At 51.3% G+C, this 13,674-nt stretch carries 11 protein-coding genes and 1 tRNA gene; 3 read left to right on the top strand and 9 right to left on the bottom strand.

The annotated features are described in order from the left end of the window. Positions 1-10: 10 nt before the first annotated feature. The 4 genes from GF423_RS12710 to GF423_RS12725 all read right to left on the bottom strand — a co-directional run bounded on the left by GF423_RS12710 (position 11) and on the right by GF423_RS12725 (position 6,838). The gene (locus GF423_RS12710; protein ID WP_154328714.1) at positions 11-2,545 is read right to left on the bottom strand and encodes an Hsp70 family protein; all 2,535 of its coding nucleotides are present in this window, start codon (positions 2,543-2,545) and stop codon (positions 11-13) included. Between the two features lie 14 nt (positions 2,546-2,559). After that, a complete protein-coding gene (locus GF423_RS12715) occupies positions 2,560-3,495 on the bottom strand; it encodes a coiled-coil domain-containing protein (RefSeq protein ID WP_206113554.1) in 936 nt (311 codons plus the stop codon). Positions 3,496-3,525: 30 nt separating this feature from the next. After that, positions 3,526-5,364, bottom strand: coding sequence for a hypothetical protein (locus tag GF423_RS12720; RefSeq protein WP_154328715.1), 1,839 nt, complete (start codon positions 5,362-5,364; stop codon positions 3,526-3,528). 526 nt (positions 5,365-5,890) lie between these two features. Beyond that, positions 5,891-6,838: an IS30 family transposase gene (locus GF423_RS12725; RefSeq protein ID WP_154326857.1), complete on the bottom strand. Its 948-nt coding sequence runs from the start codon at positions 6,836-6,838 to the stop codon at positions 5,891-5,893. A gap of 363 nt (positions 6,839-7,201) precedes the next feature. On the opposite strand from GF423_RS12725, the gene GF423_RS12730 reads away from it, so the two are divergent. The 3 genes from GF423_RS12730 to GF423_RS12740 all read left to right on the top strand — a co-directional run bounded on the left by GF423_RS12730 (position 7,202) and on the right by GF423_RS12740 (position 8,456). Further along, positions 7,202-7,274, top strand: a tRNA-Ala gene (locus GF423_RS12730). Between the two features lie 158 nt (positions 7,275-7,432). Beyond that, positions 7,433-7,699: a type B 50S ribosomal protein L31 gene (locus GF423_RS12735; protein ID WP_154328716.1), complete on the top strand. Its 267-nt coding sequence runs from the start codon at positions 7,433-7,435 to the stop codon at positions 7,697-7,699. 157 nt (positions 7,700-7,856) lie between these two features. Continuing rightward, complete coding sequence (locus GF423_RS12740) at positions 7,857-8,456, top strand: sugar O-acetyltransferase (protein ID WP_154328717.1); 600 nt, start codon at positions 7,857-7,859, stop codon at positions 8,454-8,456. A 17-nt stretch (positions 8,457-8,473) separates the two neighbouring features. Here the strand turns inward: GF423_RS12740 and GF423_RS12745 are convergent, their stop codons facing one another. The 5 genes from GF423_RS12745 to GF423_RS12765 all read right to left on the bottom strand — a co-directional run bounded on the left by GF423_RS12745 (position 8,474) and on the right by GF423_RS12765 (position 13,589). Then, positions 8,474-8,968: a nucleoside deaminase gene (locus GF423_RS12745; RefSeq protein ID WP_154328718.1), complete on the bottom strand. Its 495-nt coding sequence runs from the start codon at positions 8,966-8,968 to the stop codon at positions 8,474-8,476. A 160-nt stretch (positions 8,969-9,128) separates the two neighbouring features. Further along, a complete protein-coding gene (gene def / locus GF423_RS12750) occupies positions 9,129-9,701 on the bottom strand; it encodes a peptide deformylase (RefSeq protein ID WP_154328719.1) in 573 nt (190 codons plus the stop codon). A 21-nt stretch (positions 9,702-9,722) separates the two neighbouring features. Then, positions 9,723-10,151, bottom strand: a complete 429-nt coding sequence (ruvX, locus tag GF423_RS12755; protein WP_154328720.1) for a Holliday junction resolvase RuvX — start codon at positions 10,149-10,151, stop codon at positions 9,723-9,725. Between the two features lie 72 nt (positions 10,152-10,223). Beyond that, positions 10,224-12,602, bottom strand: coding sequence for a transcription termination factor Rho (rho, locus tag GF423_RS12760; RefSeq protein ID WP_154328721.1), 2,379 nt, complete (start codon positions 12,600-12,602; stop codon positions 10,224-10,226). A gap of 270 nt (positions 12,603-12,872) precedes the next feature. Next, on the bottom strand, positions 12,873-13,589 hold the full coding sequence (locus GF423_RS12765) for an AlkZ-related protein (protein ID WP_154328722.1): 717 nt from the start codon (positions 13,587-13,589) through the stop codon (positions 12,873-12,875). Between the last annotated feature and the right edge of the window lie 85 nt (positions 13,590-13,674).

Raw genomic sequence — 13,674 nt, forward strand, 5'->3', positions numbered from 1 at the left:
GATGCGATCGCTATTTCAGCAGGCCTCCTGCATTCTGGGCCTCTTCGTTGGGCATCAAGTTGATTAACTCGCGCACGATGGGAAGGAGCGTTTCGGCCGATGGCTGGTCGTTGATTTTTTCTAATCCATTGTTGATGAGCTGTCGGGCACGTGACGAGTCTTTCCAGCGTATTGATCCAAATCGTCTGTGGCAGTCGTTGATGAGGCCCATGCATTGATACACCATAGTCAAGTGCACAAAGAGTGAGGTGATTTGTTCGAGCACTTCATGCGCAAGCTTTGTGTCTTGAGCGCGGATGACGTTGTCTACTTGCGTGCGAATTTGATTGACCAGTTGACCAGTTTTCTCGTTGCCCAGGTCATGTTGGGCCGACTCGAGACGGTCAAACTCTTCACGCAGCGTCTTCTCCATGCGTTGCCACTCGGTGCTGTCTTCAAGCTCCTCGATCTTGCGCAGCAGCTCCTTCAAGTTAGATTGCGTTCTCATGGGGTCGTTTCCATTTGAAGCCAGTTCTCTCACGTCGTCGAGATGCTTGTTCAGTTCGTCTACGGGGATGCCCGATTCGGCCAATGTGTTGATGCTGCGTTGGGCCGGAGCGAGCTCCTTGTTTACCCACGCAATGGCATCTTCGGCCGACTCTCGCTTGCTCAAGTCAAGCTCTTTCTTCACCGTGAAATCGGCATCCGGAAAATACACCTCCATGGTCATCATCTCCGAAGAGTCTACCTTGAGCGTGATCTCGGCACTTGAGTTCTCGGGGATGAGTTGCTCCACATCGTCGCCTGTCACAGTCACACTTGAAATTTGCGTGTACAGAGCAGCAGTCTTCCCTTCGGCCTCCAGACCCGAGACTTGATATACGGGTATCGAGAGAACATCGGCTGGGACACCCGGGCGTAAAGCTTGGGTTGTTTTGCGGCCGTTTACAACGCCCACTGCAGGCAGCGGTTTGTTCTTCTCCAATCCCTTGGCAGGAAGAAACACGCCTCGCTTTTTCTGCTCGCTGTAAATTTCAATGCCTATGTTGTAGGGTAGCGGTGCCGCTCCCACCTTTACACCTTGTATGATTGTGAACTCGGCAGGGAAGGTTTCCACAGCATTGCCCTGCTGGTCATAGGCCTTGATCTTGAAAGTGTTGGGTTTGCCTTCGAGCAGGAAGGCTTCGATCACATTTCCATTAGCATCGACTGTTGTCCGGTCGCTGCGCCACGCTCCGTCGGCGCGTTGCAGCTCGATCGACAACTCTGCTGGGCAATTTTGTCCGGTCTTCTTTGGATCGATGCTCACACTCACCCATTCAGATTCTTCTACCGATGTCGACTCAAATCCCACTGTCAAGAATACAACATCGTTTTTGGCTTCTTTCTTGATGTCGTCCTCATTGAAATTGGCATCGATGGTAGAGGCATAGAGGGCTGCACCACGAGCAACAGCCGTCATTGGGTTGATGCTGGTGTCCACGTTGGGTGTCACCTCTTTCTTGAGCATGTCGCGAATGATGGGAGAGTAGGTAGGACCGCCCACAAGGATGAGCGACGACAGGTTGTCGCCAGTCATTCCGTTTCGCTTTAGCAACGTTTTGCACAAGTCGACGGCTTTTTGGTATTGCTCGCCTATGGCGTCGATGAGTTCGGCCTTGGTAACCGTGATTTCGAGGTCGATTTCCTCTCCATTGTCGTCTTGCCCCAGGTTCAGGTTGCGATCGTAGGTGGAGTAGTCGGTACTGTCGGCAAACGACAATGCGATGCGCATTTCTTCGGCCGGGCCTTTCAATGCGTCCATCAGCGCTCTTTTCTTCCATTCGGTCGTCTTGTAGCTGTCGAGGCTGTAATCTTCCTCCAGTCGTGGCAGTAATATTTTGGTTACTACCGCTTCGTCAAGATTTTTTCCGCCAAGGTAGTTGTCGCCTTCGGTGTCAAACACGGTGAGAATGCCGTCTTCCACCTTCACCAGGGCTGCGTCAAATGTGCCGCCACCAAAGTCAAACACAAGCCACTTGCCGTCTTTCTTTTCGCTCGACAACCCATAGGCCATGCAGGCAGCGATGGGCTCTTGCAGCAGTTCGCATTGCTTGAAGCCTGCCATGTGAGCGGCTTTCATTGTGGCGTCTTTTTGGATGGCTGTAAACATGGCAGGCACTGTGATCACTATCGAGTTTACGGTCTCGTCGTTGATGAGGCTTTTCAATTCTTTCAACACCTCGGCCGAAAGCTCCTCGGGCGAATAGTCGGGTTTGGGCATGTTCTCGTTAGAATACTTCTTGTCAGAGCCCATTTCGCGTTTAAACTCCAAGTAGCCATATTCTTTGGGTGGCACCCCCTTGCTTAGGGCAGTGATGGCATCGCTGTAGACCGAGTCTTTTGCCTTCATTCCGATGCGTATCGAGCGGTCGCCTTTCTTGTTCTTTGAGAAGTATACGCACGAGGGGAGTGTGTCCATTAGATTCTTGGTCTGCTTGATGACCGACTCTCCGTTTTCCATTCTTGCAATAGCCGAGTTGGTTGTACCCAGGTCAATGCCATAATCGATTTTAATTCTTGCCATAGTATATGTTTCTTTTAAATGTTTTGACTCACTACGATTTCGGCTGGCTGTATCATCTTGCCATTGTAGTTCACTTGCATCTTTATCATGCCGGTAATCACTCGTTTTCCTTCGGGCAAACTCTCGTCGGGGACAAACCGCGTTTGGAATTGCATGCCGTCGTTGTAGTCTTGCCCAATCAGGCTGATGATTTCATAGCCATAGGCTTTCACATTGTTTATCATTCTGTCTTTGGCCTGTACAAGCTGTTTGTATCCTCTCACCGATTTATCCATCTTCGACAAGTTGGTTTCAATGCGTGCGATTTCCTGAGCCAGCTTTATGACCAAGGAGTGGTCGGGTTCAGCTTTGGCGTTGCCTTTGGCCGAGGCTACACTCAGTTGTTTGTCGGCAATTTGCAGCAACTCGTTGTCGAGCTTGATTGAGTCTTCTTGCAGTTTCTCTTGTGCGCTTTGCAGTTTTTCTTGGGTCTTGCGCACGTTGTCGATAGTGTTCTCCATCGAGAGCTTTCCACTCTTCACGCGTCTCAAGATAATCCACGCCACTGCAAAGAGAGAAATAATGACCAGCAATGTGACCACAACTCCCCACAATGTGCGGTTGTTGATTGCATCTTGACTCGAAACGAGATTTTTATTGGTCTCGCTTATTTTTCCGTTTAGCATTGCATTGTTGCTCTTTTGCTCACTGGCCAGGTCGCCAGTGAGCGCCTTCAGGCTATCAACCTCGAGCTGCAATGCTTGGTTTTGCTGCTTTAAGTTGTCGATTTTTTCTTGGCTACGTTTCACATCACGTGATGCCTCCTCCATATCGCGTTTCAGCTTGTTGTGACTGTCGCTCAATGCCTCTATCTTGCTTTCAAGATGCTTGTAACCATCTTCGTGCTTCTCACCCTGTGCAGCAAGCGAGCAAGCTACAATTATTGTGACAATAAATAGAATTTTTCTCATAAGTTTATGGTTTTAAATGTTTTTGCAATATCAATAAGTGTTATACTCAGATGCGTCTGACGCCTCTTCGTCAGGGTCATCTGATGTGTCATAATAATAAATGTATGATTCCGATGGCTCTGCCGAAGATTCTGACACCGAGGCATCGGCCGATGCATCATCGTCATTATCATTATCATATGCTGGCGCCTCGCTGTAAGATTCAGAATATTCTGGGGCTTCAGGAGCAGCCGAAGAAAATTCGGCTGCCGAAACTTCTTCGGTAACAGGAGATGTCTCTTCTTCGGTTGCTGAGTCTCCATTAGGCATACCAGCGAATGCGGATATGAATACCATTGCAAGAATGATAATAACAAAAATGGCAATTAACCATCCAACATAAGAATTTGATTTCTTTGATGATCCGGAGTCAGAGTCTGTAGTCGGCGTTAATTTGCTGGCATTTGAAAATGGCATACTAAAAGTCGAGATGCCCAAATCTTCACACATGCTCTTTAGTGTTGACCTGTTAGGATTGTAATGCTCTTTTCTATAGTCGTCTTCCATGTCAAACTCATCGATAAGCTTTGTTGCATCCCATGCTTCCTTAAGCACTTCCTTCAATTTGAGCTGAATTAAGAATAGTTTTGCCTCCCGTCTTTCTAACAAGTTGTCGAATAACGGGTCGTCAGTTATTTGTTTTTGTACTCCATTAACCTCGGCAATAAGATTGCTCATTGCGTTTCTTACCACGACTGTCGAGATGTGTAAGTAATAGTCATTATAGGATCCTAATTTGCGCTTTATCGACTGCAAGTGAGGCCTTGTGTTCTTGAGCAAAGTCACTGCATGGCATATCTTGTCGGGCAATTTGCAGTACTTGCGCAACTCTTCGTGTATTGCCTTGTCTTCGGCAAAGACTTCGGCTGGTGGTAAATTGTCGATAATTTTTTGCAGTATGTCGACGTTTTCTTTGCATCGGTCTTTTGCCATCTGCCCAACGACAATGCTGAGCGCGTATTTTTGTAGTTCCATGGCTTTGATAGCTGCATCGGGTTCCTCTGAGTCATTGTAGTAGTCGATGCCGCATTGCAAAATTTCTTTACCAAGTTTGTCGGCGATTAGCTGGTATTGTAAATCGCCAGCAGGCAACATCTTTTGTAACTGAAGTAGCGGGTCTCTTGTGGCTTCTTTCAAGCTTAATCCCGCTTTTAGCCGGGCTTGGGGGCCTTTGTTTCTCGACTTTTTTGCTACGTCTATTGCATTTTGTATAGCCTCGACAAGGGGTTTTACGGCTTTTTCGGCAATGTGAGCTCTCCAGCTGCTGTTGGTTATGCTCGTGAGCAAGGTGCTGGTGTCGACTTCTGTGGCAAGGGTATCAAGAAAATCGAAGGCCAAGGCAGTTGCATCAACATTCTCTCCGCCTCCTGTGATTTCAGTCACCAGCTCGTTGAGATAGTTGCTGTTGCCGTACAATTGCTCGGCTTGTGACAACGCGGTTGAGAAATCATTTTGAATCAACGCACACACCGTGAGGTTCTGTAACGATGAAGCGCAAGTTTTTTTCATCCATATCGCCTTTGCTTCCTCGATTTTGCCCGCCACGAGGTGCTTGAAGGCAACGCTGTCGAGAGTAGTGACGTTGACAAACCAAAATAGGGCATAGTGCAATTGGTCTTTGGGTAGTGTTAACTTTGATTCAGCTTCGGCAATGGTAGCCTCGTCACGGTCTATAGAAGTGAGATACTGGGGCAAGTCCAGTGGGTAGGAAACCTGTTTGCCCACTTTCAAGAAAGCCTTCAGTTTGTTGTGGTTTGCCATGCGCTCCTTGGTTGGAGAGTTGGCATAAACACCAAGCAGTCGATAAGGATTTTTTTGTAGTATGTCCATCACTGGGTTTCGTTTTATTAATGGTCGCTCGGCTCCAGGGTCGACAAAACTCTCTCGTGATTAACTACAAAAAAGACGTGGAGCCAATTTTGCCGCTCGCTCCACAGTGTAAAGGCTCTGGCATCGCCCAAGTTGTCGAAACGAGCAACGCCAAAAGCCCCACGCGTGATGCCAGTGTATGTTCTGTTACCCTGCCATGTCGGCCGAGTGCACGATTACACTCGATGCCAAGGGGTAGGTTGTATTATACATTGTTCATCGCTATGAGGCGTTTCCGTTGCTTGGCTCTTGACAACTTATGCTCGAACTGCCAGATTCTTACACTGTCGGAACCAAAGCGTACAGTTACGCCTTTCAGTTATATGTAGTGTGTTTACCCTCGCCCTCTGCCCTCGATGGAGCTAAAGGCTAGTGAACTCACATTGCAAAAATAAGAAATTTATTTTATTGCTGTCATTATTTCTTTTAACTTTTTTTTGTTCGGCGCAGGGGCGGGGCGGATTCCAGAAGCAAGTGCAAAGTTACGCTATTTTTCTTTAATCATGTCTTTGGGCTTTCGAAATCCGTTTTTCTTTCTTGGCCTGTTGTTTAATTTTTCGATGATGCTCTTGACATATAGCCTTGAAATTCCCCTAAAGTCCGTCTTCTTCGGAATATATTGCCTGATGAGCCCGTTCATGTTCTCGATAGCTCCCTTCTCCCACGAGCAGTACGGATGTGCGAAGTAAACTTTCGTGTTAAGTTCCCTCGCAATGATTTCGTGTGCGGCAAACTCCGGCCCGTTGTCTGTCGTTATCGACCTTACAGGCAACCCGCTCTCCCGTATGAGTCTCACCACGGCATATGCCAGTGGAACGGCCTGCTTTCCCGTATCGAGTTTCTCCATGAGCATAAAGCAGCTCCTCCTCTCAACCAGAGTAACGATGGCACCTTTGCCTTCCTTTCCTACGATGGTGTCCATCTCCCAGTCTCCTATGGTCTGTCCATAGTCCGTTTCCGGTCTTTCGTCAATGGAGAGGCGGTTGGGAATATGCGCCTTGGTGGTAAGCAAGGACTTTTGCCTTGGTCTGCCTCCATGCCTGAGGTGCTTTCGGATGTTGTCCCCGTAATGTGGGGAAAGGGCCGCTATCCAGTTGTATATGGTTGACTTGGACACCGTGATGCCCTCTTTCTTGCCAAGCCATCCGGCGACTTCCTCCGGCGACCACTGCTCCTTACGGATAAGTTCAAAAACACGGCTGCGTACATAGGGAGCGATACGGCGATTGCCAGGTGTCCTGGCCTTGCGTCGTTTGACTTTCAATACGGCCGTACGTGCGTCATAAACGCCTTTAGCATTAGAATTACGCCTTCGCTCACGAGAAACCGTGCTTACTGACACACCAATAGTCTCGGCTATGAAACTAAGTGAGAATTTCGTTTGGAGTAGCACACTTATTGTGTATCTTTGCTCCGAGGTTAATTGTTTATACATCACAATACAAAATTAATTAATCTTAGGGAGGGGAACGAAAGATCTCCTCTTTTTTTGTATTGCTTAAGTTATCCGCCAATGCTCTTTGGGGGCTTCGCGCCCCCAGCCGCAAGGCAAACCTCCGCGGTGTTTTTCATGTTTTAATGCACCGCAGAGTTTTGCACTTCTAATTGGAATTAGCAGCGGGAGCATTGCCTGTGCACCATGCTTGGCCCATGTGCTGTGAATTGCGGTGGTGCATCGTGATGGTGCGTGCTCGCGCGTTTTGCTGCCACCCAAACACGGGAAATTGAAAAAAAATTGAGAAAAATGAGGGCGTATGTTTGGTAGTTTAAGAATTATCCTTAACTTTGCAATCGCAATGGGGCATTAGCTCATCTGGTAGAGCGCAACACTGGCAGTGTTGAGGTAAGCAGTTCGAGTCTGCTATGCTCCACTTTTTTTGTGGCCTGACGTGAGGTGTTGAGTAAATTGGGAGGACCAAAATTTTTGTAATTCCAAAAGAATTAGTACCTTTGCACGCCATTACAAAAGTTTTAGGGTGCTACCAACGCCCGCAACAATGTAAAATTAAAAAACAAGTAAAGATATAAAATGAAAAAAGGTATTCATCCTGACAATTATCGCGAAGTGTGCTTCAAAGACATGTCAAATGAAGAGACATTTATCACTCGCTCGACTGTAGCCTCGAAGGAGACTATCGAAATTGATGGCAAAACTTATCCGCTGGTGAAGCTTGAAATCACCAGCTCGTCGCACCCCTTCTTCACTGGCAAGCAGAAGCTGGTGGACACCGCTGGCCGCGTCGACAAGTTCTTGAGCCGCTACGGCAACCGCAAGAAGCACACGGCAGCCAAGTAAAGAAACAAGACGCTGGGGCTTGTGCTGCGCGAGCGCACCACGATATTATACCCCCCACACACATACTGAACTACAAAATTGCAATGTCGACCGCTGCTGGCGTGATGTTGCAATTTTTTTTTGCTCTTTTTTTCTACTCTATATATATATAGATATAATGACCGACATTTTATCAAGAATCAAGCAGTCGCGGCCCTACGCTGGCAACGCGATGCACATTCCCCGTGCAGCACAGCTCAAGGCGAGGTCGCTGTGCTGGCAGTTCAACCACTGCGACCCTGCCGACGTGGCAAGGCAGCACGATGTGCTCATGCGCCTTTTTGGCACCTATCACGGCTCGGTCTACCTCATGCCCGAGTTTCATTGCGACTTTGGGTTCAACATTCACTTCAAGGGCTTTGCGCTGGTCAACTACAACTGCGTGATGCTCGACACCTCGCCCATCGTGATCGGGCGCAGCGTGCTGCTGGGACCGGGTGTGGTGCTGGCCTGTGCCGGTCATCCGCTCGACCCCGGGCAGCGCAAGAGCGGGGCCTATGAGACGTCGGCGCCCATCACCATTGCCGACAATGTTTGGATAGGGGCCAACACCACCGTGTGCGGCGGTGTCGAGATAGGCGAGGGTAGCGTGATAGGGGCAGGCAGTGTAGTAAACAAAAACATCCCCGCTGGCGTGCTTGCCGCGGGGGTGCCTTGCAAGGTGCTGCGCCAGCTCAACAGTGCCGACAAGCTCGACGCTTCGGCCTTTGAGTTCTGAGTGCTGGCGCGTTACTCTCAATATTCAATCTTGTCGGTCTTGTCGGCCCACTTCTTGAAGTGCTCGATGGCGTGCGGGTCGTCGACGTGGATGCACGGGATGAGCCGCTTGAGGTGGGGCTTGGCAATCTCCTTGTAGATAAACTCGTCGCCAAAGTTGATGGCGTCGGCATCGTTCTGGGTGTTGGCATAGTAGATGCGGCTCACGCCGGCCCAGTACAGGGCGCTCAGGCACATGGGGCAAGGCTCGCAGCTGCTGTAGATGACACAACCCTCGAGCTTGAAGTTGTGCTCGAGCCGGCAGGCGCGGCGTATGGCGTTGACCTCGGCATGGGCCGTGGGATCGTTGTCGATGGTCACGCTGTTGGCGCCGGTCGACACGATTTTGCCGTCTTTCACAATCACGGCTCCAAAGGGGCCTCCGCCCTGGTCGATGTTGTCGCTGGCAATTTCACAGGCCATTTTTATGTAGGCACGGTCGGCCTCGGTTATGGCGAATGGCGTGTTGTTCATAATTTTTTTTGCTTTTCTAAGAAAAAAACTAAAAATTAGTTGCTGTAATTAAAAATTATTTTTACTTTTGTGTGTGTGTTTTTCATGGTATTAGATTTAAAGTGTGTGGAGGCTGTCGTGAGACATCTTCCACTTTTCTTTTTCTCTCGGCGGTCGCCCGTCAGCGGCGGCCTTGTGACTTGAAAAACTTCACGCGGTAGTTCACCCGCGTTTTTCCTTTTATCATGTTGTTGAGCCGCCCGCGTATGAGCGAGTGGCGTATGGGCGAAATGTGGTCGATAAAGAGCTTGCCGTCGAGGTGGTCATACTCGTGCTGCACCACGCGAGCCAGGTAGCCCTCGATGTCCTCGTCGTGCTCGTTCCAGTCCTCGTCGAGCCAGTGCAGGTGCACCTTGGTGTGGCGGGTCACGTTCTCGTGTATGCCGGGCAGGCTCAGGCACCCTTCCTCGCGTGTCACTGTGGGGCTTTGCTCGTCGACGGTGAGCACGGGGGTGATGAGCACCATGCGCTTGTCTTTGAGTTCGGGGAAGTCGTCTTTGAGCACGTCGACGTCGATGTAGATGATGCGCGCGCTCACGCCCACCTGGGGGGCGGCGATGCCAATGCCGTCGCTGGCATACATGGTGTCTTTCATATTCTGGATGAGGTCGTGCAAGCCTTCATAGTCTTTGCCGATCTCGGCGGCAACCTTCCTGAGTACGGGTTGCCCGTAGATATATACTGGTAATACCATATATTGAAATGTGTGATTTTTTTACAATGTTGTGTTGTTGCGTTTGCTTTCTAAATAGTCGGTCAAGATGATTGTTGCGGCGATAGCGTCGACTCGCGCCTTGTCGCGCCGGTCGCTTTTCTTCATGCCCCCTGCAATCATGGCCTGGTGGGCCAGTGTGGAGGTGAAGCGCTCGTCATACATGGTCACGCTCATGTGTGGCATCACCTTTTTGAGCCGGTTGACGAAAGGCGTGATATATTTCATGCTCTCGCTGGGCTGCCCGTTGAGTTGCTTGGGCAGACCCACCACAATCATGTCGACTTGCTCGGTGGCCACGTAGTTTTGCAAAAATTGCATCAACTCGTGGGTGGCCACCGTCGTCAGACCGCCGGCTATGAGCTGCAGTGTGTCGGTCACGGCTATGCCGCAGCGCCGCCGGCCGTAGTCGATTGCAAGTATACGTCCCAAGAGACTAAAACTTTATTTTTTATTGTTTTCATCTTGTGTGCATTGTCGCCCGCTTTTGGGCCGTTGGGCACATCAGTCGTTCATCGTGAGCAGCAGCTCGGCGTTGCTGCGCGTGCGAGCCATGCGGTCTTTGATAAACTCCATTGCCTCGAGCGAGTTGCGGTCGCTCAGGAAGCGGCGCAGTATCCACATGCGGTTGAGCGTGTCCTGGCTCAGCAGCAGGTCGTCGCGGCGCGTGCTCGAAGCCATGATGTCGACAGCGGGGAAGATGCGCTTGTTCGACAGCTTGCGGTCGAGCTGGAGCTCCATGTTGCCGGTGCCCTTGAATTCCTCAAAGATCACCTCGTCCATCTTCGAGCCCGTGTCGATGAGGGCAGTTGCGATGATGGTGAGGCTGCCGCCGTTCTCGATGTTGCGCGCGGCGCCAAAGAAGCGTTTGGGGCGCTGCAGGGCGTTGGCGTCGACACCGCCAGTCAGTATCTTGCCCGATGCCGGGGCGTTGGTGTTGTAGGCTCGTGCCAGGCGGGTGATCGAGTCGAGCAGTATCACCACGTCGTGGCCGCACTCTACCATGCGTTTGGCTTTGGCCAGTACCAGCTCGGCTATTTTCACGTGGTGGTCGGCCGGCTCGTCAAATGTCGATGCTATCACCTCGGCATTCACGCTGCGGGCCATGTCGGTCACCTCCTCGGGGCGTTCGTCGATGAGTAGGATGATCATGTAGGTCTCGGGGTGGTTCTCCGAGATGGCGTTGGCGATGTCCTTGAGCAGTATCGTCTTGCCCGTCTTGGGCTGGGCCACGATGAGGCCGCGCTGTCCCTTGCCTATGGGGGCAAACATGTCGACGACGCGCTGCGAAATGTTGGGGTGGGTGTGGCTCACCAAGTCAAATTTCTCGTTGGGAAACAGTGGCACCAGGTGCTCGAAGGGCACGCGGTCGCGCACAAATTCGGGCGAGCGGCCGTTGATGCTCTTCACCTTGCACAGCGGGAAGTATTTCTCGCCTTCCTTGGGCGGGCGTATGGTGCACTCCACTACATCGCCGGTCTTGAGACCGTTGTTCTTGATTTGCGACTGCGACACATAGATGTCGTCGGGCGAGGTCAGGTAGTTGTAGTCGCTCGAGCGCAGGAAGCCATAGCCGTCGGGCATGACCTCGAGCAAGCCGCTGCCCTCGAGTATGTCGTCGAAGTTGTAGTTGTCCTCGCTGTAGGGGCTATCCTCCACAACGGGTTGTGGCTGCTGCGGCTGGTTTTTGTTTTTCTTTTTCTTCTTGCTCGACTGCGGCTGCGGCTTCTCGGCTTGTGGCTCTTGTATCACAATGGGAGCCTTGGCAGCCTCCTCGGCGGCACGACGGCGAGCCTCCTCGGCGCGTCGTGCATCTTCTTCTTTCTCCTTTTCGGTGCGCGGCTTGAAGGTGTGGGTGCTGGTGTTGAAAAACTCGCCCAGCCCCATGTCCTGGCGGTTCTGCTTCTTGCCTCGCCTGCCTTGCTGGTTGCTTGGGCCAAAGAAACTTTGGAAGTCGTCTTGCGGCGGCATTGCGCCGTCGTTCTGTTGCTGCTCCATGTCGTCGTAGGGCGGCTCGCCTTGTAGATACACACCCTCGTCGTCGTCGTAGGGGGCGCCTGCATCGCCGTTGTAGGGCTCGTCGCCGTTTTGCACGGCGCCGTCCTGCTGGTCGTAGGGTTCGCCATGGGTCATATCCTGGCCGTAGTTGTCCTCGGCCGGTGCCATGTCGGCTGGTGCCGGTTGCTCGGGCTGGGCTGTCTGGGCCGGTTGCTCGGGCTGGGCGGCCTCTTGCGCGGGCTCGGCTGCTGGCTGCGGCTCCTCTTTGAAATCGAGAACGGGAGTCTCGGGCGCAGTTGCTGTCGGCATGTCGTTGACCTTGGCTATGCGCTTGCGTCGGCCGCGTTTGGGCTTGCTGTCGCTTGTCGAGGCAGTGCTCTCGCTTGCATCAGCTGCAATATCGTCTTTCTGCTTTTGTGCTTTATCTTCATCTTTTGCGATGGGAGTAGCGTCGCTGCCACCCTTGGTATCCTTCGAGTTCGACTTTGTATTCTTCGACTTGCCAGCTGTTTCGCCTTGTGCTTTCACATCCTCTTTTTCTTTTTTGTCATTCTCCTTTGTATCGGCAGTTTTTGCTTTTGGAGGGCGTCCTGGTCGGCGCTTCGGCTTCTCGGCCGTGTCGTTGTCGGTGGCAGTCTTGCCGTCCTGGCCTTTGTTGCTTTTGGCTGGTTCTGCATTCTTAGCCTCGTCTTTCTTGGCACGGCCTCGTTTTCTCTTGGCAGGCTGTGCAGGGGCTTGGGCTGCCTCCTGCTCGGCCATGGCATCGATGATGCCAAATTCAAGGCTTTCGCGAGCAGCAGAATCTACTTTTTTAAGTCCTAATGATTTAGCGAGTTCCTTGAGTTGGTCCTCGGGCATGGACTGCAAATCTTCAAGTCTGTACATAAAAATGTGTTTGTAAAAGATTCTATTGTGATTACATTGCCATGACAGGACAATGCGCAATAGATAACTTATCTAGTGATAAAAGTTGATAATTTTAAAATGAAATGTGGAATGCTCGATTTCAACGTCTTGGCAACCTGGTCAATGCCAGCAGCCTGGGTTGCGTCTGGTCAAGCTTTTTGAAATGCAATGCAAAAGTAATGATTCTTTTTCGGTTTCGCAAATTTTTTTTTCTGCATTAGTTTTACATTGATTTCTTTTTGCAGCGTTTCAACCGATGATGGCATCTACCTGCTGCGTCTCGATGCCAGGCAGCATCTCTACAAGGTGACGCGCGATTCTTTCCCGCGACTCGGCTGGACTGCAGCCTGCTTGCAAAGCCTCGGGGCCAAAGAAATCCTCGGGCCTGCAGTAGCGTGCTACGCCCCAGCCGTAGCGTCGGCCCGTCTTGTCGATTTTGTACTCAAAGTCGGCAACCACGAGATAGGTGCCCATTTGCAGTCGTGTGAGGCACGTCTCGAGCCCCTCGATGCGGGGCGTGCGCTTGAGCTTCTGCGTGAGGCGTTGCGACTCCCTGAGCAGTGGGTTGTCCTCTCTCGCCTGCCGAGGATAGGAGTAGCCGCACAGCCTGCGCAACTCGGTGGTGAGCAATGAGCCGTGTTGCCTGATGGTGTCGAGCACCTTCAGCTCCTGGCGCGAAGGCTGTGTGTGGGCGCGGCGCCAGTTGGCCAAGTGCTTGTACCAGTCGAGTGTGACATACATGGCCTTGCCCCTGAGCAGCTTGCCATAGGCAAATGCTCCATTTAGTATCACGGGCCCTTTCCACTCCCACGGGCCATCGGCATCATCGTTGAAACGCAGCTCCTGGGGCGTGTTTTCCCATATCGAGAAACCAGGAATAGCATTGGCGAAAAACGGCATGAAGCCACAACTCGCTATGAGCCGTTCCATGTCGTGCATGTGGTGAATAGTGACTGGGGTGTACATGTTGACTGCAACTGTCGGGTTTGTAGCCCGAACACGGCTGCAAATTTAGAAAAAGTTTTCATTATAGTAGTATTTTTTGTAATTT

The sequence above is a fragment of the Sodaliphilus pleomorphus genome (genome assembly GCF_009676955.1).
GTDB classification, from domain to species: Bacteria; Bacteroidota; Bacteroidia; order Bacteroidales; family Muribaculaceae; genus Sodaliphilus; species Sodaliphilus pleomorphus.

What these genes read in the sequence shown, in the direction of transcription:
- GF423_RS12720 (WP_154328715.1), bottom strand. Translation starts at nt 5,364, where the DNA reads ATGGACATACTACAAAAAAATCCTTATCGACTGCTTGGTGTTTATGCC.
- def (WP_154328719.1), bottom strand. Translation starts at nt 9,701, where the DNA reads ATGGTATTACCAGTATATATCTACGGGCAACCCGTACTCAGGAAGGTT.
- GF423_RS12710 (WP_154328714.1), bottom strand. Translation starts at nt 2,545, where the DNA reads ATGGCAAGAATTAAAATCGATTATGGCATTGACCTGGGTACAACCAAC.
- GF423_RS12715 (WP_206113554.1), bottom strand. Translation starts at nt 3,495, where the DNA reads ATGAGAAAAATTCTATTTATTGTCACAATAATTGTAGCTTGCTCGCTT.
- GF423_RS12735 (WP_154328716.1), top strand. Translation starts at nt 7,433, where the DNA reads ATGAAAAAAGGTATTCATCCTGACAATTATCGCGAAGTGTGCTTCAAA.
- GF423_RS12740 (WP_154328717.1), top strand. Translation starts at nt 7,857, where the DNA reads ATGACCGACATTTTATCAAGAATCAAGCAGTCGCGGCCCTACGCTGGC.
- rho (WP_154328721.1), bottom strand. Translation starts at nt 12,602, where the DNA reads ATGTACAGACTTGAAGATTTGCAGTCCATGCCCGAGGACCAACTCAAG.
- GF423_RS12725 (WP_154326857.1), bottom strand. Translation starts at nt 6,838, where the DNA reads ATGTATAAACAATTAACCTCGGAGCAAAGATACACAATAAGTGTGCTA.
- GF423_RS12745 (WP_154328718.1), bottom strand. Translation starts at nt 8,968, where the DNA reads ATGAACAACACGCCATTCGCCATAACCGAGGCCGACCGTGCCTACATA.
- GF423_RS12765 (WP_154328722.1), bottom strand. Translation starts at nt 13,589, where the DNA reads ATGTACACCCCAGTCACTATTCACCACATGCACGACATGGAACGGCTC.